We start from the raw sequence: 26531 nt of genomic DNA on the forward strand, positions 1-26531 counted from the left end.
CACATTAATTTCTATTGAACCGCCGTGTACCGAACGGTACGCACGGTGGTGTGAGAGGACGCTGAATAAAATAATTATTCAGCTCCTACTCGATTCAAAATTATGTTATAATAATATTATTTATTATTATTTCATTTAAGAATTAAGAGGAGAAAATATGGAACAGATAAGTTGCCTACAAAAGATAAGAGAAATTTATTCAGAACTTAAAGATGCAGAAAAAAGAGTGGCAGAATATATTCTTCAAAATCCTCAGGATATTATTCATAGATCTATTACTGAGCTTGCTGAAGCCTGCAAAAGTGGAGAAGCTACTATTTTCAGGCTGTGTAAAAAACTAGGATATAAGGGGTATCAGGAATTAAAGATTAAGATTGCAAGCGAGGTAGTTTCTCCTATTAAAAATATACATGAAGAAATAAAAGAGGAAGATAATTCTTTCATTACCTTACAAAAGATAGTCAATTCTAATATTTATTCTTTAAATCAAACAATGAAACTAAATAGTGGAGAAACTATTGATAAGGCAGTAGAACTTTTAAACAAGTCTGAAAAAATTGCTTTTTTTGGTATGGCAGGATCTGCTGCATTAGCTCTTGATGCTTATAATAAATTTATAAAGACAAATAAAAGATGTGAATTTCAGGCTGATACTCACTTTCAAGCAATGATTGCTGCAATACTTGAGGACAAAGACTGTGTGATTGCTATTTCTCATACAGGAAGTAATAAAGAGTTAATAGAAAATTTAATTACAGCAAAGGAAAACGGTGCGAAAATTATTTCTATAACTTCTAACGGCAAAGCGCCGATTGCAAAGGTTTCTGATGTAGTTCTTGTTTCTTTCGGAAGAGAATCAAAATTTAAAACAGAGGCTATGGATTCTAGAATAAGTGCACTGGCACTTATAGATTGTTTATTTGTAGGAGTTTGTCTTAAGAATAAGGATGAATATTTTAAGAGATTAGATAAAGTAAGAAGTGCAATTGCGAAAAAGAAATATTAAAAAGTGTAACACATGCTTAACGGTATGTGTTTTTATTTTTGTTTAAATAATAATTTTTTTAATTTGCATTTTAAACATATAATAGGCTTGACTATTAAAATATATATAGTAATATATAAACATGAAAAAAATTTTCTAAAATAAATTATTAAAACGTTTATTAAGAATAACTTGAAAAAAATTTACATTAAAACAGCTTCAAAAATTTTAATAATAAATTAGGAGGAGTAATATGAGAAAGTATGAAGTTTTACGCAGAATTGAAGAGGTAGGAGTAGTTGCAGTTGTAAGAGCCAATAATAGCGAAGAAGCTAAAAGAATTGCTCTTGCATGTATGGCTGGAGGAATAGATTCTATAGAAATAGCTTTTACAGTACCAGGGGCTCACAAAGTTATTGAAGCATTATCAGAAGAATTCGGGGACAAATTATTAGTTGGTGCAGGAACGGTTTTAGACAGCGAGACTGCAAGAGTAGCTATTCTAGCAGGAGCAAAATATGTTGTTAGTCCATGCTTTGACTTAGAAACAGCTAAGCTATGTAACAGATACCAAATTCCATACGCAGCAGGCTGCATGACACTTACAGAAATGGTAAGAGCAATGGAAGCAGGAACAGATGTTATAAAACTATTCCCAGGAAGTGCTTTTGGACCATCCTTTGTAGCAGCAGTAAAAGGACCTCTTCCTCAAGCAGTTATAATGCCAACTGGTGGTGTTGATTTGGACAATGTAGGTCAATGGATAAAAAATGGCTGCATAGCAGTAGGGGTTGGCGGCAACTTATCAAAGGGAACAAGTGAACAGATAACTGAAACTGCAAGACAATTTGTTGAAAAGGTAAGAGAAGCAAGAAAGTAGTTTTAATATATGTTTAAATAAAAGCTTTTATTTTTTCTCTATATAAGTTTCACATATACAGTATTAGTTTCATATTATAAAATCAAAGCACTATCTGGAGTGAATATCTTTGTTATATGCATTGATATTAGCAGGAGGGAAAGGAATAAGATTATATCCATTATCCAGGGAAAAAAATCCAAAACAGTTTTTGAAGGTAATAAATGATAAAAGTTTTTTAAGAAATACAGTAGATAGAATTAAACCTTTAATTAGTAAAGAAAACATTTATGTAGTTACTAATGAAGAATATTTAGACAAGGTTTACGAGGAACTTCCAGAAATAAACAAAGATAATATTTTTGTAGAACCTGCCAATAAAGAAACTGCAACTTGTATAGGTCTTTCGGCAGTTAAACTTTTAAAAAAGGACAAAGATGCTGCAATGGTAGTTCTCCCGTCTGACCACTATATTGAAGGAGAAAAAATATTTATAGACACTTTAGTTCAAGCTGTTGAAATTGCAGAGAGAAGAAGAGGTCTTATTACAATAGGGGTAACTCCTACAAGGCCTGAAACAGGCTATGGATATATTGAGATGGGAGCAAGGATAAGCGGAGATATAGCATCCTATAAGGTGGAAAGATTTACTGAAAAACCCAATATTGAAGTAGCAAAAGATTTTCTATTAAAGGGTACTTACCTTTGGAATAGCGGTATGTTTGTATGGAGAGCCGATGTTTTTCTAAGAGAAATGGAGAAATATCTGCCTAAAATGTATAAAAACTTAATGACTATCTATCAGCATATAGGAGAAGAAGCTGAACATGAAGTAATAAAAGAGCAGTATAATCTCATAGATGGAATATCTGTTGATTTTGGAATTATGCAGAAGACTAGAAAAGGTTATGTTATAAAATGTGAATTTGTATGGGATGATATTGGCAGCTTTGCAGCGCTTGGCAGATTTTTAGGTAATTACAGGGGAAACAATGTGTCTGGTAATACATTTATGGAGCAGAGTGAGAATTGTTATGTATTTGGAGACAAGAGGCTTATTATAGGCTTTGGAATAAAGGATTTGGTTATAGTTGATGCTGGTGATGTGATACTTGTTATGGATAAAAATAAGGAGCAGGAAGTTAAACATCTTGTTAATGAAATTAGGAAAGAGGATACAATAAAGAAATTTTTATAAAATGATGGAGTCTAACTTAACTGTTATTTAAGTTAGACTTCATCATTTTTTATTTTAGTAGTAAATTGTTTCTAAATTCCACTTTTGAATAATAAAAACTTCAATATTTCAATATTCTAACATATGTATTTTTAAGTTGTCTATTTATATTGTTAAGTAAACGTTGCTAAATTACTTGTTTTTTGATAGTTATTTAATTTTGATGAGTATTATTGATAAATTTTAAAAAATATTTATAAAAAAATATAAAAATAACTCTATTTATCAGTTTCCTCTATAATAAAAATATAAGAAAAATGAAATTAAATTTAACTAATATTTCATAAATAAAAGGAGGAATGGTATATGAATTAGAAGCTCTTGAATATTGATGTTTGCATTTATCATTTTATATTTTAATGTGGTCAGGACTAAAGAGGAGCGGAAATAAAAAAATTTATTTAAAAAGAGAAAGAGGGTATTTAAATGGATAATCAAGTTTTATTAGATACATTATGGGTTCTATTGTGCGGAATGCTTGTATTTTTTATGAATCTGGGTTTTGCAGCTGTAGAAAGCGGATTTGCACGTTCAAAGAATACTGTTAATATACTATCAAAAAACTTTATAGTATTTGCAATATCATCCTTAGGATTTTATCTCTTAGGCTGGGGATTAATGTTTGGTGATGGAAATGGATTTGTAGGTTTACAAGGTTTATTATTTGCAAGCGGAGCAGATAACTCACCGGCAGTAGGAGATGCATATAAAGGTGTATATTCTTCAATAGCATGGGCTGGAGTTCCATTTTGGGCTAAGTTTTTCTTTCAACTAGTATTCTGCGGTACAGCAGCAACTATTGTTTCTGGAGCTGTAGCAGAAAGAATTAAGTACGTTTCATTTATTGTTTTCTCATTTATTTTGACATTATTAATTTACCCAGTTGTTGGACACTGGATATGGGGTGGAGGATGGCTTTCTAAACTCGGTTTCTTAGACTTTGCTGGTGGTACTGTAGTTCACTCTATAGGCGGTTGGGCTGCATTAACTGGTGTAATAATTTTAGGGCCTAGAGTAGGCAAATATACTAAGGATGGAAAAATCAATGCTATACCAGGTCACAATATAGCTCTTGCAACTATTGGTGCTTTTGTTTTATGGCTTGGATGGTTTGGATTTAATCCTGGTTCAACAATGGCTTTAAATCCTGGTTCAATATCTCATATTCTTATAGCTACTAATGGTGCAGGTATTATGGCAATGCTGGTTGCTACTGCAGTAACATGGAAAGTAACAGGAAAGCCAGATATAGGAATGTCTATTAATGGTCTGCTTGCAGGTTTAGTAGCTATAACTCCAGCTTGTGCATATGTAACAATACCAGTTTCCTATTTAATCGGTGCGATTTCAGGAGTAATTGTAGTTTTTGGAGTTATTAAATTTGACAAAATGAAGTTAGATGATCCAGTAGGTGCTTTAGCTGTACACCTTGCAAATGGAGTTTTTGGAACACTTTCAATCGGTTTGTTTGCAAAAGACGGAATGACAGGTGTTGATACAATGAATGGTTTATTTTATGGCGGCGGTTTTAAATTATTAGGAGTTCAAGCCTTGGGAGTAGTGAGTGTAGGAGCTTTTGTTTTAGTTACATCAGCAATTACTTGGATAGTTATTAAAAATACTATTGGAATTCGTGTATCTATTAAAGAGGAAATTGAAGGGTTGGATATTGGAGAACATGGAAATCAGGCTTATCCAGAGTTTGTAATTCACAAGACTTCTTATATTCATTTAGTAGACGATATACATGCTGTTTCAATAGAAAAAAATAATTATAAAAAGGCTCAAATATAAAAAAGGAAGGTAATGATAACATGAAGCATATTAAAGCAGTTATTCGACCAGAAAAATTAAATGATATTCGCGAAGCATTGAATGAAGCTGGATGTTCAGGAGGAATAATGATTAGCGAAATTATGGGGCATGGAAATCAAAAGGGTATTATACAGGCTTGGCGTGGGGAAAAGTATCAAGTAGATTTACTTCCAAAAGTTATGATAGACTTAGTTGTTAAAGATAAAGATTTAGAGACAGTGAAAAAAATTATAATAGAAAATGCTCGTGAAAATGAAATTGGAGACGGAAAAATATTTGTTTATAATGTTGAAAGTGTTACTAGAATCAGAACTGGTGAAGAAGACGATGATGCAATATAAAAAGGGTGATAGTTCTGTTTATATACAAAGAATAAGATATTCAGTAAAAATGCTATAATTCTTTTTTAATATGCAAATTAACATAAGAAGACTATACTTTGTTTCAAAGTATAGTCTTCTTATGTTGAGGAGATAATTTAAGTATTAATTATATTATTTAATTTTGTCACTAATCACTGTAGACTAAAGTCATGTATCTTTGCCTTGAATGTAAACGTTTCGTTATATATAATGAAATCAGGGTAAGGGAAAGGAATTCTGCAGAAAACCTGTTCAATATACTACTAAATAATTTATAGGAGGAAAGTTAAATGTCAAATCTACAAAGTAACTCACTTGGTAACACAAAAGGCAAGACTCAAGAATATATTCAAAGATTTGGACGTTTCCTAAGCGGTATGGTAATGCCAAATATCGGTGCATTCATAGCTTGGGGATTAATTACGGCATTATTTATTCCTACTGGATGGAAACCAAATGAAAATTTAGCAAAATTAGTTGGACCTATGATAACTTATCTTCTTCCATTACTAATAGGTTATACTGGCGGTAAAATGGTTGGCGGAGTAAGAGGAGGAGTACTTGGAGCTATAGCTACTATGGGTGTTGTAGTTGGTGCTTCAGTGCCAATGTTCTTAGGAGCAATGGTTATGGGACCTCTTGCAGGTTTTGTTATAAAGAAATTTGACCAAGCTATAGAAGGAAAAGTACCAGCTGGTTTTGAGATGTTAGTAAATAATTTTTCAGCGGGAATTATCGGTGCAGTTCTAACTCTTATTGCTTACTTAGGAATAGGACCAGTTGTTCAAGCATTAAACAATGTTTTAAAGGCTGGAGTTGAAAGTATAGTAAATGCGGGATTACTACCATTAGCTTCAATATTCGTTGAACCAGGAAAGATTCTTTTCTTAAACAATGCTATTAACCATGGAGTTTTAGGACCAATAGGAATTCAGGAAGCTAAAGAATTTGGAAAGTCAATATTCTTCCTTATTGAAACAAATCCAGGACCAGGACTTGGAATACTTCTTGCATACTGGATGTTTGCAAAGGGAATGATAAAACAATCAGCACCAGGTGCTATTATAATCCACTTCTTAGGTGGAATACATGAAATATACTTCCCATATGTTCTTATGAATCCAGTATTATTGCTTGCAGTAATAGCTGGAGGAGCAAGCGGAGTATTTACTTTCAGCATATTAGGAGCAGGACTTGTTGCTACACCATCACCAGGAAGTATTATTGCACTTATGACAATGACTCCAAAAGGAAGCTATTTTGCAGTATTAGCTGGTGTTGTTGTATCAACAGTAGTATCCTTCCTAGTTGCAGCTTACTTCGTTAAGAAGAATGCAGATAAAATGGATGATTCAGAATTAGCTGAGGCTAAGGATAAGGTTAAGGAATTAAAGAATGTATCAACTAAGAAAAATATAAGCAGAATAATATTTGCCTGCGATGCTGGAATGGGCTCTAGTGCTATGGGGGCTACTACACTAAGAAATAAGCTTAAGAAGGCTGGACTAAATATAGAAGTAGTTCACTGTGCAGTAGATGAGGTTCCTGCTGATTCAGAAATTGTTATAACTCATGAAAGCTTAACAGATAGAGCAAGAAGAAAAGCTCCAAATGCAGAGCATATATCTATAAAGAATTTCATGAACAGTCCGGAATATGATGAATTAGTTAAAAGATTATCATAATACAATAATTTATCAGGAGAGCAGCGGATATCACACCGCTGCCACCTGTTTTAAAAGTAAGGTGGTGGATATGAATAAAATTAAGGTTACTTTAAGGCAGAAGGAAATAATAAAAATAATTTGCAGCGAGTATAGTTATATTACTATTTCAAGTATAGCTGAAAAATTAGGCATAAGCTCTAGGACGGTTTTAAGAGAGCTTGGAGATATAGAAGGTTTGCTTAAGACTTATGACCTAAGTTTAGATAAAAAATCAGGAATGGGAATAAAGCTAAATGGAAGCAGTGAAAATAGAAAGAGGATTTTAGAAAGCTTAGAAGAAGGGAGTCAAATAAAAAATTATTCATCAAAGGAAAGGCAGGTTATTATTCTCGGTGAGCTTCTTAAGGAAAAGGAGCCAATAAAGCTTTTTACTTTTACTAAGACTCTTAATGTTACTGAAGGAACAGTAAGTCATGATTTGGACAAAGTTGAACAGTGGCTTCAGGCTTATAATTTAAAGCTCGTTAGAAAGCCGGGAGTTGGAGTATACATTAATGGACAGGAAGAGGAATTTAGAAAAGCCATAGTTAATTTAATCTATGAGAATATAAATGAAGTTGAACTTTTAGATTTAATTAGAGAAAACTTATCTATGCATTTAGATACAAGAGAAAGACTATTAAATCTTATAGATAAAGATACAATTAGAAAATTAGAGTCTTTGATATTTGAAGTAGAAGAAAATCTTAATTATAGACTGGCAGATAATGCTTATGTGGGGCTGCTTGTTCACTTAGCTCTTGCTATAGAAAGAATAAAAAAGAATGAGAAAATTAGTATGGATAAGCTGTATTTACAGGAACTTAAGAAGTATGCTGAATTTAAAGCTGCTAAAGGTTTATCTATGAAAATATCAAAGGAGTTTAATATAGAAATTCCAGAGGATGAAATTGGATATATAACAATGCATTTAAGAGGTTCAAAGGGATTTGAAAGCAGAAATAAAAGCTACGAGCTGGAAACTTTAGCAAAGGAAATGATTAAAATAGCAGAAATCGAAACGGGAAGCTTTCTTGAACATAATGAACAATCAATAGCATGGCTTATTAATCATTTAGGACCAGCAATAAACAGGCTGAAGATGAAAATGGATATTAGAAATCCTTTGCTTAAAGAAATAATGGAGCATTACCCAGAGCTTTTTAAGCTGGCTGAAAAATGTGTTGTACCAGTTGAAAGACAGATTGGCATTAAAATGCCAGATTCAGAAATAGCATACATTGCTATGCATTTGGGTGCAGCTCTTGAAAAGAAAAAATCAAAAAAGAGGGCCTATAAAGTTGCAATTGCTTGTGCTACAGGCATAGGAACCTCAGGACTTCTAGCTGCAAAAATTGAAAAAGAATATGAAAATATTCAGGTTATAGATGTTATATCCTCGCTGAATATAAATGAAGATATGTTAAAGGATAAAGGAATAGATTTTATTATTTCTACTGTACCAATTGAGGCAGCAAACTTGCCTGTAGTAATTGTAAATCCTTTGTTTTTTAAAAAGGATAAGGAGCTTGTAGATAATTTAGTGAAGCAACTTAAGGATAAACCAGCAGCAAGCTTTAAAATTCAGAAAGACTCAATCGATTTAAAGGATAAGCTTTTAAGGCTTAGCATATATACAGAAGGAATACTTCAAATTTTAGATAATGTTTTTATTTATGATTATCAGGAATTTAACAATATTGAAGAGCTTATAAGAGAAGTCAGTTTAAGACTTGGAGATGAAAAAAACAGTGCAGATCAAATAGAAAAAAGCCTTAAAGCAAGAGAAGAAATTGGAAGCACAATTTTAACAGGTTTGAATGCAATGCTGCTTCATTGCAAAACTTCAGGAGTAAATGGACTGATTTTTGGTGCAGTTAGAATAAAAAATAATTTATTTGTTCTTAATGCAGAAGATGAAAAGGAGCAAATAAAACTTGCTATTGTAATGCTGGCACCAGAAAATTGCAATAAAATGCAGATGGAAATTATGGGATTTATAAGTACAAAGTTAGTAGAAGAGCCTGATTTTATTATTGATTTGAATGAGGGTACTGAAAAAGATGTATATTTAAGACTAAATAATTTTCTTGATGAATTTTATAAGATGAAGCTTAATTGAGTGCAATAAATGAAGACTATAGAGGAGATGATTTTTAGCATGGGTTTTAAATTTTTTTCAGGTTTAAGCAGTAAAAAAGAGAAGCAGGAGGATAAAATAATTGCTTCAGGAATAGCTGATGAGCATAAAGAAAGTAAAGATTATAAAGTGTTATCATTAAGCAATATTAAGCTTAATTTGACTTCAGTAGATAAATACGAGGCTATAAAAATGGCAGGAAAGCTTTTGGTTGAAAGTGGCTGTGTTGATGAAAGCTATATTCAGGCTATGATTGAAAGGGAAGATGACTTAAGTACTTATATGGGAAACGGGGTTGCTATTCCACATGGAGTAGGAAATGCAAAAAAATACATTAAAAAATCAGGTATTGTAGTGCTCCAGTTTCCAGAAGGTGTAGAATTTGGTGAAGAAAAAGCCTATCTTGTTATTGGTATTGCAGGAGTAGGCGATGAGCATATTAATATTCTTTCAAATATCGCTACCGTAATTAGTGAGGATGAGAATATAGTAGAGAAACTTAAAACAACAAAGGATGTGAATTATATTTATGAAACTTTCACAACAGGCTAAACTAGTAACAGTAACATTAAATCCAGCAGTAGATAAAACCGTAGAGATTAAGGATTTTAAAATTGGAAGTGTTAATAGAATATCTTCCGTTAGGTTAGATGCTGGCGGTAAGGGAATAAATGTGTCAAAGGTTATAAAAAGTCTTGGAGGGGAGAGCATAGCCTTTGGAATTCTTTCAGGTAGAAACGGAGAATTTATAAAAGACTATCTAAATTCTCTTAACATAGAAAATGAATTTGTATTTACCCCTGGTGAAACAAGAACAAATCTTAAAGTGATTGATAGTTTAAATCACAGTAATACGGATATAAATGAGCCGGGCAATATAGTATCTTCGGAGGATCTTGCTAAGGTTGAGGAAAGAATATTTAAATCAGTAGATAAGGATACAGTGATAATTTTATCAGGAAGTATACCTGCAGGTGTTCCGAAAGATATTTATGCAGTTTGGACAAAAAAAGCTAAGGAGATAGGAGCGAAAACCATATTAGATGCTGATGGAGAGCTGTTAAAAGAAGGGTTAAAAGCTGGTCCATATTTAGTTAAGCCAAACATACATGAACTGGAGAGGCTTTGCAATGAAAAACTTGAGAGTATAGATGCAATTGTAAAGGCTGCAGAAAATTTCTTTAAGTATGGTGTTGAAAAAGTAGTTGTATCTCTGGGAGGAGATGGAGGTTTGTTTATAGACAAGCAGACTGTAGTTCATGCTGAAGGACTTAAAGTACCTGTTAAAAGCACTGTAGGGGCAGGGGATTCTATGGTGGCAGCTTTAGCCTTAAGTATTGAAAGAGAGTATTCCTTAGAAAAAACAGTTATACTGTCAACAGCAGTAAGTGCTGCAAATGTCATGACCTCTGGAACTGAGCCAGCAGATCTTAAAGATATTTTAGAACTAGAGAAAAAAGTTAAATTTAGATATATTAAAAACTAAGAAAAGGTGGTAGAAATTATGAAAACTAAGGCAGTAAGATTATATGGAGCAAGTGATTTAAGATTAGAGGAGTTTGAACTTCCTGAAATAAAAGATGATGAAATATTAGTAGAAATTGTATCTGATAGCATTTGTATGTCAACCTATAAGTGTTCAATACTTGGAGAAAACCATAAAAGAGTACCAAAGGATGTTCATGAAAATCCTATTATAATTGGACATGAGTTTGCGGGAAACATAGTGAAGGTAGGTAAAAAATGGCAACATCAATTTAAACCAGGTACTAAATTTGCTCAGCAGCCAGCTCTTAACTATAAGGGCAGTATGGCATCACCAGGTTACTCTTATATGTACTTTGGAGGAGATGCAACTTATGCTATAATACCTCAAGAAGTTATGGAATTAGGCTGCCTTTTAAATTATGAAGGTGATGCATATTATGAGGCGTCCTTAGCTGAGCCGATGTCCTGCATAATAGGAGCTTTTCATGCAAATTATCACACTGAAATGGGAAAATATGTTCATCATATGGGTATAAAAGAGGGAGGAAAGCTTGCTATACTTGCTGGAGCAGGTCCAATGGGACTTGGTGCAATAGATTATGCACTTCACTGCGATAGAAGACCAGGATTATTAGTAGTTACTGATGTAGATGACAGAAGACTTGAAAGGGCAGAGCAGATATTTAGCAAAGATGAAGCTAAACAATGCGGAGTTGAGTTAGTATTTGTTAATACAAAAAATATAGAAAATCCAGAAGCTTATTTAATAGAATTAACCGGGGGAACAGGTTTTGATGATGTATTTGCTTTTGCACCAGTAAAAGCAGTTGTAGAGCAGGCAGATAAAATATTAGGAAGAGATGGATGTCTGAACTTTTTTGCAGGTCCAACAGATACTAATTTCTCAGGCACAATAAACTATTACAATGTGCATTATGCATCAACTCATATAATGGGAACAACTGGCGGAAATACTGATGACCTTATAGAATCCTTAAAGCTTACTGAGCAGAAAAAGATTAATCCAGCAGTTATGGTAACACATATTGGAGGTCTTGACTGCGTTGCTGAGTCAACACTTAATCTGCCAAACATTCCTGGCGGTAAGAAATTGATTTATACTCATATAAACATGGAACTTACTGCTATTGAAGATTTTGAAAAAAAAGGAGAGACAGATGCACGTTTTGCTAAGCTTGCTGAAATAGTAGGAAGAAATAAAGGTTTATGGTGTGCTGAAGCTGAGAAATATCTTTTAGAAAATTGGAAATAAAATAAAAGGGTAAGGTAAAAGTGTGTTGATACTTTTATCTTACCCTTTTATTAATATGGGTGTTCATAATAACAGTATGTCTGTAATATCTAAATTAAAATGAAAATAACAATAAATGGGAGTCGCTTCATTAAGATTTTTGGATGTGACTCCCATAAAATGTTTAAATGCTATTTCTATTTGTATTTATTAGTAATATAATATAGTTGTGGGAATATTAACAAATTATAGGAGGGGATTTTATGGGGTTACTATTGCTGGCTCCAATAGGTTCATGTGTTGCACTTATTTTTGCTGGGTATCTTGGCTATAAGGTATTAAAAGAAGAAGAAGGCAGCGAAAAAATGAAAAAAATTGCCTCGGCAATAAGAAGCGGTGCTAATGCCTACCTGAAAAGACAATATACCGGCGTGGGAATTTTTTTTGGAGTTATGTTTTTAGTATTATCTATTTTGGCTTTTTTAAAGTTTTTAACACCTTTTGTTCCTTTTGCATTTTTAACAGGAGGATTTTTCTCAGGATTATCAGGCTTTATAGGAATGAAGATTGCTACCTATTCAAATGTCAGAACTGCTAATGCAGCTTCAAAAAGTTTGAACAAGGGATTAAGGGTTGCCTTTTCAAGCGGTGCAGTTATGGGACTTACTGTTGTAGGACTTGGACTTTTTGATATTAGTATGTGGTTTTACTTTTTAAACTGGTTTTACAGAGCGCTGCCAGAGGTGGAAAAGATACAAAACATTACTAGTGCCATGCTTACCTTTGGAATGGGTGCAAGCTCTATGGCACTATTTGCCCGTGTAGGTGGTGGAATTTTTACAAAAGCTGCAGATGTTGGTGCTGACCTTGTAGGAAAGGTTGAGGCTGGAATTCCAGAGGACGATCCAAGAAATCCTGCAGTTATTGCTGATAACGTTGGCGATAACGTAGGGGACGTTGCAGGTATGGGAGCAGATCTTTATGAATCCTATGTAGGTTCTATTGTTTCCACAAGTGCTCTAGGAGTTGCTGCAGGGCTTGGAATAAAGGGAGTAACAATTCCAATGACAATGGCTGCAGTAGGAGTTTTTGGCTCAATAATTGGAACCTTCTTTGTTAAATCTGGAGAGAAAGCTGAGCAGAGTGTACTTTTAAAAGCACTTAGAAGAGGTGTATATGTAAGTGCAGGTATAATTGCGGTATTATCTTATTTTATTGTTAACAGCGTACTTGGAAGTAAGCATATAGGTGTTTATTTTGCTATATTAAGCGGTTTGCTGGCGGGCATTCTCATTGGTTTCTTTACAGAATATTTTACATCAGATACCTATAGACCAACCCAAAATTTAGCAGCTACTTCTACTACTGGTCCTGCAACAATTATAATTGGAGGATTATCTTTAGGTATGATGTCTACTGCAGTACCAGTTGTCATAGTATGTATAGCGGTAATGGCAAGCTTTTATTTGTCAGGTGGAGCAACTAACTTTAATTTAGGGCTATATGGAGTTGGTATATCAGCTGTAGGAATGTTAAGTACGCTTGGAATAACTTTAGCAACTGATGCCTATGGACCAGTTGCAGACAATGCAGGGGGGATTGCTGAAATGTCAGGACTTCCTGCTGAAGTGCGTGAACGTACTGATGCTTTAGATTCACTAGGAAATACTACTGCGGCAACAGGAAAGGGTTTTGCTATCGGTTCAGCAGCATTAACAGCACTTGCTTTAATAGCAGCTTATAAGGATGAAATTGAGCTTATAGCAAAAAAAGAGAATATAGATTTTGCATTTAATCTTAATCTGATCAATCCACCAGTATTGATAGGTCTCTTTGTAGGAGGCATGATTCCGTTTGTATTTGCTGCATTAACAATGCAGGCAGTTGGAAGAGCAGCACAGAAAATTGTTCTGGAGGTAAGAAGACAATTTAGAGAGATTAAAGGAATTATGACTGGTGAGGAAGAAGCTGATTATGCATCTTGTGTAGACATATGCACTAAGGCAGCACAAAAAGAGATGATTGCTCCAGCTTTCCTTGCAATAATAGTGCCTATAGTAGTAGGTTTATTAACCGGCGTAAATGGTGTTGCTGGAATGCTTGCAGGTGCAACAGTTACAGGTTTTGTACTAGCAGTAATGATGGCAAACTCCGGGGGAGCCTGGGATAACGCTAAAAAGCATATAGAAGCTGGAAACTATGGCGGAAAAGGTTCAGATCCGCATAAAGCTGCAGTTGTTGGTGACACAGTAGGAGATCCATTTAAGGATACTTCAGGGCCAGCAATTAATATTTTAATAAAGCTTCTTTCTATGGTGTCTATAGTATTTGGAGCATTTATACTTAATATGTCATTATTTTAAAAAGTATATATTTCAGTATATAAATAAAAGCGGCGATTAGCCGCTTTTATTTATATACTGAAAAAGTAACTATATTTTTTTATTTTATAATAAATAGTTGTAAAAATATACAGTTGTAAAAGTTATCAGAAAAGATTATAATTTAAAAATGAGAATATGTTCAATCAAAGCAAAAAATCTCTAATGAGGAGGATTTCAACATGAAAGACTATGAAAATTTAAATGAGAATGAAAAAATAAATTTATTAGCTAGTGTAGCTAACTTATATTATGAGCATCAGTTAACACAATCTGAAATAGCTGACCGTTTATTTACATCCCGTTCTAAAATTTCAAGATTATTAAAAGAAGCCAGGGAAAAGAAAGTTGTAGAAATAATAATTAGGGAGCCTTGGGAAAGACTGCTTGAAGTAGAACAGGAATTTCTAAAAAAATATAAACTAAAAGATGTAAAAATTCTTAATACTAAGGGATGCACAAATGATGCAATGATGCAAAAACTTGGTGAATTCGCAGCTTATTATATAGATGGGATAATTGAGAAAAATAATATTGTTGGAATGTCCTGGGGTAATACTATCTACCATACTGTTCAAAGTATTAAATCTAGTAAAAATATACCTATTACAGTAGTACAAATTATGGGGGCTGCTTCAAAAGATAAGCCTGAAATTGATGCAATAGATCTGGCAAAGCAGTTTGCTAGAGCTTACGGTGGAAAATATCACTATCTTTATGCACCGCTATTTGTAGAAGATAAAGAAATAAAAGAAAAACTTATAAAAGATCCGTATATAGCTGATACAATTGCACTTGCAAAAAAGTCAGATATTATACTTACAAGCGTTGGAACCATAGATGTAACTATATCTAATCCTGACTGGCGTGGATATATAAACAGCTACACACAGTATAAGCTCCAGTCAAGTGGTGCTGTTGGCCGAATTGGAGGACACTTTTATGATATAAATGGAAATGAAGTGGACATAGAGTCTAATGCAAATATTATAGGCATAGAGCTTTCTGACTTTCCAAAAGTACCTAATGTAGTCTGCATAGCAGGTGGAATGGATAAAGCTAAGCCTATATTAGGAGCGATAAGAGGAGGATATGTAAAAACTTTAATAATTGATGATACTGCAGCATTGAAAATTCTAGAGCTTGATAAAGAAATTTAAAAGGGTAAAATAACTTTATGTAGAAGATTTTTATAGACTTATTGAACAAATGTGCAATAATGAAACAAATGTTGACTTTAATAGCGGAACTTGATATGATGAAATCATCAAGGAATTATAGTTAAAAAATAAATGAAAGGAGGAATACCCATGAATGAAAATGTTTTAATGGAGAAAAATGTTAAATTACATGTTGATGCTAGCGATTGGATTGATGCGATGAAAAAATCTGGACAACTTCTAGTTGACTCTGGTTTTATTACAAAAGATTATATACAGTTAGCTATTAAAAGTGTTGAAGAATTTGGTCCTTATATTGTTATTGCACCTGGGTTAGCTTTAAGTCATGCTAGGCCTGATGTAAGCGTTTTAAATACCGGTGTAAGTTTACTTACTCTAACTAAACCAATTGAGTTCAATAGTGAAAATGACCCTGTAGATATAGTTTTAACTCTTGCGGCTACAGATGACGAAAATCATATTGGTCTACTGCAAACGTTAAGTTCTTATCTTTCAGAGGATGGCAAAATTGATTATATACGTAGTTGTACTGATGTAAAGGCATTAGTGGATGATATAAATAATTATGTTATATCTTAAATTTTTTTACAGAAAGTATAAATCAATCACAAAAATTGAATAATTATTATTAATTATAATAAAATTATAAAATATCCTATATAAATGAGGAGGTAAATTTATGAATATTGTTATGTCGGTTTGGGAGTTTTTCCAGATAAATATCCTTACAAAACCTGCGTTTTTTGTTGGATTTATAGTTCTTTTAGGTTATCTTCTTTTAAAGCGTCCTCTACATGATGCTTTTGCGGGGTTTGTAAAGGCAACTGTTGGTTATTTAATTCTTAATGTTGCTTCTGCAGGATTAGTTAATAACTTCCGTCCAATACTTGCTGGATTAAAGGATCGTTTCAATTTAACAGCAGCAGTTATAGATCCGTATTTTGGACAAACAGCAGCTCAAACTGCAATTGAAAAAGCTGGAAAATCATTTACAATGATGATGGTTGTTCTTTTAATAGCATTTATTTTTAATTTAATATTAGTTCTGCTTCGTAAATGGACAAAGATTCGTACAGTATTTATAACAGGACATATAATGGTACAGCAATCTTCAACTGCATTATGGTTAGTTTTCTTTAGTTTTCCACATCTTCAAAATTCTCGTGTAGTAATAATGCTAGGTCTTTTACTAGGTACTTATTGGGCTGTAGCATCTAATCTTACTGTTGAAGCTTGTCAGAATCTTACCGAAGGCGGTGGGTTTGCAGTTGGTCATCAGCAGATGATTGGTATATGGCTAACTGATAAGATTGCGGGTAAGATTGGCAAGAAAGATGAATCAATAGAAAATTTGAAACTTCCCGGATTCCTTTCAATATTTAATGATAATATAGTTGCAACCGGTACATTAATGCTTGTGTTTTTCGGAGTTATTATGGGCATACTAGGGGCAGATCTTCTACACAAGATAGATACAGGATTTGCTAAAAATCAAAACTTTATATTCTATATATTCGAAAAATCTTTAAATTTTGCTGTATATTTAAGCATATTACAGCTTGGTGTTAGAATGTTCGTTGCAGAACTTACAGAATCATTCCAAGGTATTTCTAACAGATTACTTCCAGGTTCAGTACCAGCAGTTGATTGTGCTGCTACCTATGGTTTTGGTCATGCAAATGCTGTTACAATTGGATTTTTATTTGGAGCATTAGGACAATTTTTAATGATTATTGGTCTTATAGTATTCAAGAGTCCTGTTCTAATAATTACTGGATTCGTACCAGTATTTTTCGATAATGCAACCTTCGCAGTTTTTGCCAATAAAAAAGGTGGCTTAAGAGCAGCAATGATTATTCCATTTGTATCAGGTATTATTCAGGTTTTAGGAGGAGCTTTTGCAGCACACTTCTTCCAAACTGCACAATATGGTGGATGGCATGGAAACTTTGACTGGGATACTTTATGGCCAGTTATCGGAGTTGTTATGAAACACGGACAATATATAGGTGTTGCTGTTGTGATTCTGCTATTGCTCGCTATTCCACAGCTACAGTATCTTAAAAACAAGAAACATTACTTTACAATAGCTGAGAATTACGAAGAATATATTTCATCTATAGGACAATAATAAATAAAATAAAATTAATTTGGAGGTAAAAATATGCTAAAAGTTATCGCAGCTTGCGGAAATGGCATGGGTTCAAGCCAAATAATAAAAATGAAGATAGAGAAAATATTTAAGAAGTTAAATATACCTGTTCACATTCATCACAGTAGTGTTGGGGAAGCAAAAAATCAAGCTTCAAATTATGATGTTGTATTTTGCTCTGAAGCTCTTAAAAATAATTTTAGCAATGCTGCTAGTAGTGGAACTATAGTAATAGGACTTAAAAACCTTTTATCTGAACAAGAAATTGAACAAAAAATAATTGAGAATATTGTTAATAAGAAATAATAATTATTTTAATGGATTTATTGAAATTATTTAAGTTTCAATAAATCCATTATTTTTTTATAAATTATTTTTTAGTATAGAACTTTGTGAACATTTGTGCATAATATGAGAAAATGTCGACTTTTTATTATGTAAATGTTATTATATAAATGTAAAGATAAAACTAGTTTGATGCTTATGAAAAAATAAAAATATGTTGAGTTTTACATTATATAAAGCAATTAAAAGGAGGATGGAGTAAATGAGTAAAATTGATGAAATTACAAGGGAGTCTTGGATTCTTAATACGTTTCCAGAGTGGGGAACATGGCTTAACGAAGAAATAGAGCAGGAGGTTGTAGCACCAGGTACTTTTGCTATGTGGTGGTTAGGCTGTACAGGTATATGGCTTAAGTCAGAAGGTAATGCAAATTTGTGTGTAGACTTATGGGTAAATACTGGGAAAAAGACAAGAAAAAATCCTTTAATGGCTTCACAGCATCAACATCAGAGAATGATTGGATGTGTAGCAATGCAGCCAAATTTAAGAAATTCAGTATGTGTTATTGATCCATTTAAAATAAAGGAAGTGGATGCTATTTTAGCAACTCATGATCATAGTGACCACATTGATCCAAATGTAGCTGCAGCTGTTATGCAAAACTGCTCTTCTGAAGTTAAATTTATTGGACCGCAGGCATGTGTTGATCTTTGGGTAAAATGGGGTGTTCCAAGTGAGCGCTGTATCGTTGTAAAACCTGGAGATGTTGTAAAAATTAAAGATGTTGAAATCGTTGCACTAGATTCTTTTGACCGTACTGAGTTGGTTACAGCACCTAAAGGTGTAATATTAAAGGACAAGATGCCTCAGGATATGGACAGACTGGCTGTTAATTATCTTTTTAAAACACCAGGTGGTAACTTGTATCATAGCGGTGATTCACATTACTCTAATTATTATGCTAAGCATGGAAATGACTATCAAATAGATGTTGCACTTGGATCCTATGGTGAGAATCCAAGAGGAATGACAGATAAAATGACATCTATAGATATATTAAGAATGGCAGAATGTTTAAATGCGAAAGTTGTTATTCCTTTCCACCATGATATATGGACAAACTTCATGGCCGATACAAATGAAATATTGGTTTTATGGAATATGAGAAAAAATAGACTTCAATATAAATTTAAACCATTTATCTGGGAAGTAGGCGGTAAGTTTATATATCCTAATGATAAGGATAAAATGGAATATCATCATGACAGAGGATTCCATGATGCTTTTGCAATAGAGCCGGATTTACCATTTAAATCATTACTGTAAATAATTTTCTTCAAAAAATATGAAAAGCGCTTATTTGATGATTGCATTTTAGCAGAAACAAGTTGATGTAAGCTGAGGTGAAAAAATAGTATGAAAATTGAAAAAAAACACCTAGATGAAATGTATCGAGCATATGCTGCTAGTTCAATGTATGTAAATGGTGAACTTAATTTACTGGTAGCTTCTGAAGAAAAAGGATACCCTTGTTATGCATATAGCGGTAAAGATTTTAATTGCCGTCATACAGTTTGGGATAATGGCGGAGGATGTATGTCAATTATCCCTATTCCAAATCGAAATAATGAGTTTTTGGCTGTTCGCGATTTCTATTTAAAGGAGAGCCCAAGTAGTGCTCGCTTAGTCTGGGGACATTTGGTAGATGGCAAGTGGGTTATAGAAACAGTAATTAAATTGCCTTATTTACATCGTTTTGATGTGTGGGACGTTGATGGAGACCTCTATTTTATTGGGGCTACTATAGCTGATCTAAAAGCTTCAAAAGATGATTGGAGTCACCCAGGAACTATATATTATGCTAAATTACCAGAAGTATTAACTGATGGATTAGAACTTAAAGTTCTGAAAGAAGGTTTATATAGAAATCACGGGTATACCCGACATATTGTGGATGGTAAGGTTCGTGGTACTTTTGGGTGTGATCAGGGAGTATTCGAGGTAATTCCTAATAAAAATGGTGAATGGGAAATTGTTCACTTAATGGAGGGAGAAATTGGAGAAGTTGCCTGGTGTGATTTAGATAGCGATGGTCAAGATGAATTGATGACTATAGAACCATTTCATGGAAATTCAATGAAAATTTATAAGCTTATTGATGGAAAGTACACTGAAATTTATACTTATCCTCACCAAGTTGATTTTGCTCATACTTTAACGGGAACAACCCTTTGTGGTGTACCAAGTTTTGTTGGAGGGGTAAGACGTATAAACTCTGAGTTATTCTATATTCAATGGGTTGATGGAAAGTGTCAGGAAACAATTATTGAAAATGGTGCCGGTCCAGCTAATGTAGAAGTTATCAATTTGAAAGATTGTGATTTAATTGTGTCAGCTAATCATACAAAGAACGAAGCGGCGTTATATATAGTGACAAAAGAGTAATTTATATATTGTGATTTTAAGCATGGTTTTTAAAACCCATGCTTAAAATTTATAAAAAATTTGATTTATCCTAAGGCTGACTCTAATTTAAAAGTTAAACTTAGTTAAAAAAGGAGGGGCTTAAATGTTAGAAGAATTAAAGAAAAAAGTTTATAAGGCAAATATGCTTTTGCCAAAATATAATTTAGTAACTTTTACATGGGGAAATGTTTCAGCTATAGACAGGGAAAAGGGACTTTTTGTAATTAAGCCATCTGGAGTGGAATATGAGGTTATGAAACCAGAAGATATGGTTGTAGTAGATTTATATGGAAATGTAGTAGAAGGAAAATATAAACCATCATCGGATACCCCCACTCACATAAAATTATATAATGATTTTTATGAGATTGGAGGAATTGTGCATACTCATTCAAGGTATGCAACAATATTTGCACAGGCTGGCAAGAGTATTATTCCGTATGGTACAACTCATGCAGACTATTTTTATAACAATATACCCTGCACAAGAGATATGACTAAAGAAGAAATAAATTCTAATTACGAATATAATACAGGTGTGGTTATTGCAGAAACATTTAAGTATTTAAATCCAACCCATGTCCCAGCAGTTTTAGTTAAAAATCATGGACCTTTTGCATGGGGAAAAGATGCATTAGATGCTGTTCATAATGCAGTAGTGCTTGAAGAAGTGGCAATGATGGCATTGAACACAGAATTATTAAGTAATCATACTGTAAAACAAATGCCGCAAGAATTAATTGAAAAACATTTTAAAAGAAAACATGGGCCAAATGCTTATTATGGACAAGGGTAAAGAGGTGACTTTATGAAACAGTATACTTTAGGATTATATGAAAAATCTATGCCGGACTATTTGACTTGGGAAGAAAAATTAAATTGTGCAAAAGAATGCGGCTTTGATACTGTTGAAATAAGCATAGATGAAACTGATGAAAAATTATCTAGATTATATATGTCTAAAGGTGATAGAAAAGCTATAGTTGAACTGATGTTTAAGTGTGGCGTTGAAATAAGAACTATGTGTCTTAGCGGACATAGAAAATATCCATTAGGAAGTGAGAATGAAGAAATTAGAAATAAAGGAATGGATATCATGAGAAGAGCTATTGAATTAGCAGATGATTTAGGTATTAAAATAATTCAACTAGCTGGATATGATGTTTATTACGAGACAGGTAATGAAAAAACAAGAAAGTACTTTGAACAGAATTTAAGAAAAGCTGTAGAAATGGCTGCAAGTAAAGGAGTAATTCTTGCTTTTGAAACAATGGAAACGGAGTTTATGAATACTGTTGAAAAGGCTATGGAATTTGTTAAGTTAGTTGATTCACCTTATCTGCAAATTTATCCAGACTGTGGAAATGTAACTAATGCAACTTTGGAAAAAGGTACTTCTGCTGTAGAAGATTTTGCAAAAGGAAAAGGACATATTGCTGCAGTTCATTTAAAGGAAACAGCACCGGGGAAATTTAGAGAAATTGCTTTTGGTACTGGTCATGTTAATTTTGAAGAAATAATTAAAAAATCATGGGAACTTGGCGTGAGAAAGTTTACAGCAGAGTTTTGGTATACAGGAAATGAAGATTGGAAAGATGTAATTAAAAATGCTAAAATTTTTATGGATGAAAAATTTGCAAAAGCTTTAGGTTAGATTGTAAAATATTATAAAGTCTATATTAAGGAGGTATTTCGAAAAGAAATACCTCCTTTAATATATTACCTAAAAATAAATACTAAATAAAAATATTTTAATAATGTTTACCAAAATAATAAGGTTTGGTAAAATATATAAGACATTATAAATTAAAGGAGAATATAGATGACAAAACAACTTAAGGCAGATTTAAGTTTAATTTTAGTTACAGTAGTGTGGGGAGCAAGTTTTCCTGTAATGAGTGTAGCACTTAAAAGTGTACCGCCATATTCTTTCATTGCAATAAGATATACTCTAGCAGCTATTATATTAGCATTGATATTTTTTAAAAAGTTAAAAAACTTTAACAAAAAAGTAATAAAAGCAGGAGTTTTGGTAGGTTTGGCTCTAGGAGCTGGAAGTATGCTGCAGGCAGTAGGACTTATATATACTACATCCAGTAAGTCAGGATTTATAACAGGTCTAAATGTTATACTTGTACCAGTGTTTTTAGCAATTTTATATAAGAAATTTCCTGATTTTAAAACAAACCTTGGTGTAGTATTTTCTTTGTCAGGTTTATCACTTATGTCTTTAAATAGAAGCTTAGGTTTAAATAGAGGAGATTTTTTGACTTTACTAAGTGCGGTAGCCTTTGCAGTACAGATAATTTTAGTTGATAAGTATTCAAAGGATATGGATGCTGCTTTTTTAACTATTATAGAACTTTTAACTGTAGGGGTGATGTCTTTTCTTCCTGCACTTACAATTGAAGGGTTTAAAATGGATTTAAATGTATTTGCAGTTTCAGCAATTTTGTTTACAGCTTTATTTTGTACTATTTTTGCTTATGGGCTTCAGAATGTGGCTCAGGCCTATACAACTCCAACTCACACTGCCATTATATTTTTAGCAGAGCCAGTTTTTAGTGCCATATTTTCAGTATTTATTGGAGATAAATTAACTGGCAGAATTTTCTGGGGATGTTTCTTAATATTTGCAGGAATGATAGTTATAAACTTAAAGATAAATAGAGGGGAGAAAATAACAGCATGAGAATATTATATTATGATTGTTTTTCAGGAATAAGCGGAGACATGAATCTAGGAGCTATGATAGATTTAGGGGTGGATAAGGATTATCTTATAGGTGAATTATCTAAACTAAAGCTTTCCGGTTATAATATAGATGTAAGTATTGATAATAGAAAAGGAATTACAGGAACTAAAGTAAAGGTGATATTAAAAAGTGAAGAAGTCCACCATCATCATAACGAACAGGAACATAGTCATTACCATGAATATGACCACGTGCATAACCATAACCATCACCATTACCCTCATGAGCACAGTCATAATCATAATAACATACATGACCATAATAGTCATGGAGAGCATGTACATAGCCATGGAGAAAGTGTGCATCAACATAGAAACTTAGGGGATATTGAAAAAATAATTGATAACAGCGCTTTAAGCGAAAGAGTAAAACTTTTGAGCAAGAAAATATTTATGAAGGTAGCAGAAGCAGAAGCTAAAATTCATGGCAAGTCCTTAATGGAAGTTCACTTTCATGAGGTAGGAGCACTAGATTCTATAGTTGATATTATAGGAGCTGCTGTATGTTTAGATTATTTAAAGGTTGATAAGGTAATGGCAAGCTCTGTAGAGCTTGGAGGAGGTTTTGTTAAATGTGCTCATGGAATGTTTCCTGTTCCTGCTCCAGCTACAGCGGAAATTTTAAAAGGAATTCCTGTAAAATTTGGTGCAGTTCCTTTTGAAACTACAACTCCAACAGGAGCTGCTATACTATCGGCTATAGTTGATGAGTTTACGGATAAAAAAGAATTTACAATAAAAAAAATAGCCTATGGAATAGGACAAAGGGATACTGATATTCCTAATGTTTTAAGGGTATATTTAGGAGAAGCTTTAGGAAAGTCTGCTTATTTAGAAGCTGCAGCAGAAAAAAGCAGTGATACTTTTGAAGAAGCTCTTATTCTTGAGTGTAATATAGATGATATGAATCCGGAGCTTTATGACTACGTTATGGAGAGGCTTTTTAAGGAAGGAGCTATGGATGCTTTTATGACACCAATAATTATGAAAAAAGGCAGACCAGGAATTAAATTAAGCGTTTTATGCAGTGAAAGTGTAGAAAAAAAGCTTGCAGAGATTTTGCTTCTAGAAACTACTACCTTAGGAGTTAGGAAATACAGAGTTGAAAAATCAATGCTTAAAAGAGAATTCAGCACTATAAAAACAAAGTACGGAGAAATTAATATAAAGAGCTCTTATTTAAACGGAGAAAAGATAAAGTGCAAGCCGGAATACGATGATTGCAAAAGGATAGCAATAGATAATAATATACCTATGAATATTGTATATGAAGAAGTTTATAGAAATTTAAATAAATAATTTTCATAAAGAAATAGAAGGGTGGTGATACTGTGGACGAAAGAGAACTTCAAAAACTTTTAGAAGATATAAAAGAAGGCAAATCAAGCATTGAGGAAGGGGTAAAAAAGTTAAAGGATTTACCCTTTAAAGAACTTGGTTTTGCTAAAATAGATAACCACAGAGAAATTAGAGTTGGATACCCGGAAGTGATATACTGTGCAGGAAAAACTGTAGAACAGGTTAAGAGTATAGTTGAGTTTATGCTTACAAAAAATAACAATATACTTGCAACAAGAGCAACAGAAGAGATGTATGCTGCGATAAAAGAAATATGTTTAGAAGCAGAGTACAATAAACTTGCAAAAACTATAACAATAAAAAAGAAAGATGTTCCAGTACCTGATACTTATATAGCAGTTGTTACAGCAGGAACTTCTGATATACCAGTAGCTGAAGAAGCGGCTGTTACAGCTGAAGTACTTGGAAACAAAGTAGAAAGAATATTTGATGTAGGAGTAGCTGGGATACATAGATTATTCAATAGGCTTGATTTAATTCGTGGAGCAAGAGTGGTAGTAGTAATTGCAGGTATGGAAGGTGCTCTTGCCAGTGTAGTAGGAGGCTTAGTTGATAAACCTGTAATAGCAGTACCAACAAGTGTAGGCTATGGAGCTAATTTCGGAGGATTGTCAGCTCTTTTATGCATGCTAAACAGCTGTGCCAGCGGGGTTAGTGTAGTCAATATAGATAATGGTTTTGGAGCAGGGTATTTGGCTAGTATGATAAATAAGTTATAAGAGGGGACTTAAATGAACTTTAGAAAAATAATATCAATTATACTTACTGTTATAATAGTCTTTATAACAGGATGTCAAAATGCCAATACAGCAGATAATAAACCTAAGGATGAAATAGCAGGCAAAATTACGCTTTGGACGAATAGGGATAGTATTAATATTTTAAAGTTAAGTGCTGAAAATTTTAAGAAGCTCCATACCGATGTTGATATAGATATCATTGAGGTAGGAAAAACCGAACTTAAAGAAAAATTAAGTTTATCCTTATCTTTAAAGTCAGATTTGCCGGATATAGTAATTGCAGAAGATGAAGAAATTCAGTTTATTATAAATAGATTCAAAGACAGCCTTGAAGATGTAGGTGATTATATTAAAAAAGGTGATTATCTAGAGTATAAAATTAACAATTTAAGTTTTGAAAATAAATTGTATGGAATTCCTTTAAATTCTAAGACAGCAGTAATGATTTACAGAGTTGATGTTTTAAATAGTTTAGGAATAAATGCGGAGTATATAAAGACTTATGAGGATTTTATTACAGCAGGGCAAAATGTTTTAAAATCAAGCGGTAAGAAAATGATTGCTTTACCTGCAGATATTGAAAATACTTACAGGATGCTTTTAAACCAGCTTGGACAATCTTATTTTGAAAAAGATGGAAAACCTGTACTTAATAGCCCTAAAACTCAAAGAACTCTTGGTATTTTAAAAAAAATCTATGAATCAGGTATTGTTCAAGAAGTAAAATCTACAAAGGATTATATTAATCTAATTAAAAATGGAACAGTAGCTGCAGCTGTTTTAACTCCAGAGGGAGTAAATTCATTTATAAAGGAAATACCGGAACTTAAAGGAAAGCTTCAAGTGATGAAGATACCAGCTTTTGAAGAAGGAGGAAACCAGGCAGTATCTTTAGGTGGAGATAACGTGTTATTGCTTAATTCCAGCCAAAATAAAAAAGCGGCTATAGAATTTTCTAAGTTTACAACAGAAGATAAAGATAATATTACTGAACTTATTAAGGAATTAGGAATGATTCCATCTTACATCAAATATTATGATGAAAAGTGGTTTGGAAAAGAAGAGGAGTATTTCCAAGGACAAAAACTATGGAGATTATATTCAGAATTGGCAGAGGATATTTATGCTGTAATTTATACTAAACATTTCAGTAAAGTAAAACAATCTGTTCAAGAGGCTGTAGCAAAAATAGTTTTACAGGGACAAGACGCTGTAACTATTATAGATGAACTTCAAAAATCAGCTGAAACAAGTATAAACTTGTCAGTAAATCGAGTAGGAGCTGAATAATTATTTTATTCAGCGTCCTCTCACACCACCGTGCGTACCGTTCGGTACACGGCGGTTCAATAGAAATTAATGTGCACA

Annotated in this window: 23 protein-coding genes; all 23 read left to right on the plus strand. The window is 33.0% G+C overall.

The genetic code is table 11. The annotated features are described in order from the left end of the window. Positions 1–157: 157 nt before the first annotated feature. The 23 genes from M2651_RS13535 (at position 158) to M2651_RS13645 (ending at position 26453) form a co-directional block, all read left to right on the plus strand. Entirely contained in the window at positions 158–1006 is an 849-nt protein-coding gene (locus M2651_RS13535; RefSeq protein WP_252132870.1) for a MurR/RpiR family transcriptional regulator, read from the plus strand. A 232-nt stretch (positions 1007–1238) separates the two neighbouring features. Beyond that, on the plus strand, positions 1239–1865 hold the full coding sequence (locus M2651_RS13540; RefSeq protein ID WP_252132871.1) for a bifunctional 2-keto-4-hydroxyglutarate aldolase/2-keto-3-deoxy-6-phosphogluconate aldolase: 627 nt from the start codon (positions 1239–1241) through the stop codon (positions 1863–1865). Positions 1866–1974: 109 nt separating this feature from the next. Next, on the plus strand, positions 1975–3042 hold the full coding sequence (locus M2651_RS13545) for a mannose-1-phosphate guanylyltransferase (RefSeq protein ID WP_252132872.1): 1068 nt from the start codon (positions 1975–1977) through the stop codon (positions 3040–3042). Positions 3043–3507: 465 nt separating this feature from the next. Next, a complete protein-coding gene (locus tag M2651_RS13550) occupies positions 3508–4875 on the plus strand; it encodes an ammonium transporter (protein ID WP_252132873.1) in 1368 nt (455 codons plus the stop codon). Between the two features lie 20 nt (positions 4876–4895). Further along, on the plus strand, positions 4896–5237 hold the full coding sequence (locus M2651_RS13555; RefSeq protein ID WP_252132874.1) for a P-II family nitrogen regulator: 342 nt from the start codon (positions 4896–4898) through the stop codon (positions 5235–5237). Positions 5238–5548: 311 nt separating this feature from the next. Further along, complete coding sequence (locus tag M2651_RS13560) at positions 5549–6943, plus strand: PTS mannitol transporter subunit IIBC (protein ID WP_286208009.1); 1395 nt, start codon at positions 5549–5551, stop codon at positions 6941–6943. A 70-nt stretch (positions 6944–7013) separates the two neighbouring features. Beyond that, entirely contained in the window at positions 7014–9086 is a 2073-nt protein-coding gene (locus M2651_RS13565; protein WP_252132875.1) for a BglG family transcription antiterminator, read from the plus strand. A 9-nt stretch (positions 9087–9095) separates the two neighbouring features. Further along, the gene (locus M2651_RS13570) at positions 9096–9656 is read left to right on the plus strand and encodes a PTS mannitol transporter subunit IIA (protein ID WP_252132876.1); all 561 of its coding nucleotides are present in this window, start codon (positions 9096–9098) and stop codon (positions 9654–9656) included. Then, positions 9634–10590, plus strand: coding sequence for a 1-phosphofructokinase (pfkB, locus tag M2651_RS13575; protein ID WP_252132877.1), 957 nt, complete (start codon positions 9634–9636; stop codon positions 10588–10590). The genes M2651_RS13570 and pfkB overlap by 23 nt, the downstream gene beginning before the upstream one ends. An 18-nt stretch (positions 10591–10608) precedes the next feature. Continuing rightward, positions 10609–11865 (plus strand): zinc-binding dehydrogenase, encoded by a 1257-nt coding sequence (locus tag M2651_RS13580; protein WP_252132878.1) that lies wholly within the window; start codon positions 10609–10611, stop codon positions 11863–11865. Between the two features lie 242 nt (positions 11866–12107). Then, entirely contained in the window at positions 12108–14207 is a 2100-nt protein-coding gene (locus M2651_RS13585) for a sodium-translocating pyrophosphatase (RefSeq protein WP_252132879.1), read from the plus strand. A 200-nt stretch (positions 14208–14407) separates the two neighbouring features. Then, on the plus strand, positions 14408–15385 hold the full coding sequence (locus M2651_RS13590; RefSeq protein ID WP_252132880.1) for a sugar-binding transcriptional regulator: 978 nt from the start codon (positions 14408–14410) through the stop codon (positions 15383–15385). 150 nt (positions 15386–15535) lie between these two features. After that, the gene (locus tag M2651_RS13595; RefSeq protein WP_252132881.1) at positions 15536–15985 is read left to right on the plus strand and encodes a PTS sugar transporter subunit IIA; all 450 of its coding nucleotides are present in this window, start codon (positions 15536–15538) and stop codon (positions 15983–15985) included. Positions 15986–16085: 100 nt separating this feature from the next. Then, on the plus strand, positions 16086–17537 hold the full coding sequence (gene ulaA / locus M2651_RS13600) for a PTS ascorbate transporter subunit IIC (protein WP_252132882.1): 1452 nt from the start codon (positions 16086–16088) through the stop codon (positions 17535–17537). 33 nt (positions 17538–17570) lie between these two features. Continuing rightward, positions 17571–17864: a PTS sugar transporter subunit IIB gene (locus M2651_RS13605; protein WP_252132883.1), complete on the plus strand. Its 294-nt coding sequence runs from the start codon at positions 17571–17573 to the stop codon at positions 17862–17864. 241 nt (positions 17865–18105) lie between these two features. Further along, entirely contained in the window at positions 18106–19170 is a 1065-nt protein-coding gene (ulaG, locus tag M2651_RS13610) for an L-ascorbate 6-phosphate lactonase (RefSeq protein ID WP_252132884.1), read from the plus strand. Between the two features lie 90 nt (positions 19171–19260). Next, positions 19261–20289 (plus strand): hypothetical protein, encoded by a 1029-nt coding sequence (locus tag M2651_RS13615; protein WP_252132885.1) that lies wholly within the window; start codon positions 19261–19263, stop codon positions 20287–20289. 124 nt (positions 20290–20413) lie between these two features. Continuing rightward, on the plus strand, positions 20414–21106 hold the full coding sequence (araD, locus tag M2651_RS13620) for an L-ribulose-5-phosphate 4-epimerase (RefSeq protein WP_252132886.1): 693 nt from the start codon (positions 20414–20416) through the stop codon (positions 21104–21106). A 12-nt stretch (positions 21107–21118) separates the two neighbouring features. Beyond that, positions 21119–21964 carry an L-ribulose-5-phosphate 3-epimerase gene (locus M2651_RS13625; RefSeq protein ID WP_252132887.1) on the plus strand — a complete coding sequence of 282 codons (846 nt, stop codon included), beginning with the start codon at positions 21119–21121 and terminating at the stop codon, positions 21962–21964. 168 nt (positions 21965–22132) lie between these two features. Next, entirely contained in the window at positions 22133–23002 is an 870-nt protein-coding gene (locus M2651_RS13630; protein ID WP_252132888.1) for a DMT family transporter, read from the plus strand. After that, entirely contained in the window at positions 22999–24363 is a 1365-nt protein-coding gene (larC, locus tag M2651_RS13635) for a nickel pincer cofactor biosynthesis protein LarC (protein ID WP_252132889.1), read from the plus strand. The genes M2651_RS13630 and larC overlap by 4 nt, the downstream gene beginning before the upstream one ends. A gap of 32 nt (positions 24364–24395) precedes the next feature. After that, complete coding sequence (gene larB, locus M2651_RS13640) at positions 24396–25142, plus strand: nickel pincer cofactor biosynthesis protein LarB (RefSeq protein ID WP_252132890.1); 747 nt, start codon at positions 24396–24398, stop codon at positions 25140–25142. 12 nt (positions 25143–25154) lie between these two features. Continuing rightward, on the plus strand, positions 25155–26453 hold the full coding sequence (locus M2651_RS13645; protein WP_252132891.1) for an ABC transporter substrate-binding protein: 1299 nt from the start codon (positions 25155–25157) through the stop codon (positions 26451–26453). The last annotated feature ends 78 nt before the right edge of the window (positions 26454–26531 follow it).

This window comes from Clostridium caldaquaticum (assembly GCF_023806125.1).
Taxonomy (GTDB): Bacteria; Bacillota; Clostridia; order Clostridiales; family Clostridiaceae; genus Clostridium_AT; species Clostridium_AT caldaquaticum.

Excerpts from the sequence above, each read along its gene's own strand:
- M2651_RS13535 (WP_252132870.1), top strand. The coding sequence starts at position 158 with ATGGAACAGATAAGTTGCCTACAAAAGATAAGAGAAATTTATTCAGAA.
- M2651_RS13540 (WP_252132871.1), top strand. The coding sequence starts at position 1,239 with ATGAGAAAGTATGAAGTTTTACGCAGAATTGAAGAGGTAGGAGTAGTT.
- M2651_RS13550 (WP_252132873.1), top strand. The coding sequence starts at position 3,508 with ATGGATAATCAAGTTTTATTAGATACATTATGGGTTCTATTGTGCGGA.
- M2651_RS13555 (WP_252132874.1), top strand. The coding sequence starts at position 4,896 with ATGAAGCATATTAAAGCAGTTATTCGACCAGAAAAATTAAATGATATT.
- M2651_RS13560 (WP_286208009.1), top strand. The coding sequence starts at position 5,549 with ATGTCAAATCTACAAAGTAACTCACTTGGTAACACAAAAGGCAAGACT.
- M2651_RS13565 (WP_252132875.1), top strand. The coding sequence starts at position 7,014 with ATGAATAAAATTAAGGTTACTTTAAGGCAGAAGGAAATAATAAAAATA.
- M2651_RS13570 (WP_252132876.1), top strand. The coding sequence starts at position 9,096 with ATGAAGACTATAGAGGAGATGATTTTTAGCATGGGTTTTAAATTTTTT.
- pfkB (WP_252132877.1), top strand. The coding sequence starts at position 9,634 with ATGAAACTTTCACAACAGGCTAAACTAGTAACAGTAACATTAAATCCA.
- M2651_RS13580 (WP_252132878.1), top strand. The coding sequence starts at position 10,609 with ATGAAAACTAAGGCAGTAAGATTATATGGAGCAAGTGATTTAAGATTA.
- M2651_RS13585 (WP_252132879.1), top strand. The coding sequence starts at position 12,108 with ATGGGGTTACTATTGCTGGCTCCAATAGGTTCATGTGTTGCACTTATT.
- M2651_RS13590 (WP_252132880.1), top strand. The coding sequence starts at position 14,408 with ATGAAAGACTATGAAAATTTAAATGAGAATGAAAAAATAAATTTATTA.
- M2651_RS13595 (WP_252132881.1), top strand. The coding sequence starts at position 15,536 with ATGAATGAAAATGTTTTAATGGAGAAAAATGTTAAATTACATGTTGAT.
- ulaA (WP_252132882.1), top strand. The coding sequence starts at position 16,086 with ATGAATATTGTTATGTCGGTTTGGGAGTTTTTCCAGATAAATATCCTT.
- M2651_RS13605 (WP_252132883.1), top strand. The coding sequence starts at position 17,571 with ATGCTAAAAGTTATCGCAGCTTGCGGAAATGGCATGGGTTCAAGCCAA.
- ulaG (WP_252132884.1), top strand. The coding sequence starts at position 18,106 with ATGAGTAAAATTGATGAAATTACAAGGGAGTCTTGGATTCTTAATACG.
- M2651_RS13615 (WP_252132885.1), top strand. The coding sequence starts at position 19,261 with ATGAAAATTGAAAAAAAACACCTAGATGAAATGTATCGAGCATATGCT.
- araD (WP_252132886.1), top strand. The coding sequence starts at position 20,414 with ATGTTAGAAGAATTAAAGAAAAAAGTTTATAAGGCAAATATGCTTTTG.
- M2651_RS13625 (WP_252132887.1), top strand. The coding sequence starts at position 21,119 with ATGAAACAGTATACTTTAGGATTATATGAAAAATCTATGCCGGACTAT.
- M2651_RS13630 (WP_252132888.1), top strand. The coding sequence starts at position 22,133 with ATGACAAAACAACTTAAGGCAGATTTAAGTTTAATTTTAGTTACAGTA.
- larC (WP_252132889.1), top strand. The coding sequence starts at position 22,999 with ATGAGAATATTATATTATGATTGTTTTTCAGGAATAAGCGGAGACATG.
- M2651_RS13645 (WP_252132891.1), top strand. The coding sequence starts at position 25,155 with ATGAACTTTAGAAAAATAATATCAATTATACTTACTGTTATAATAGTC.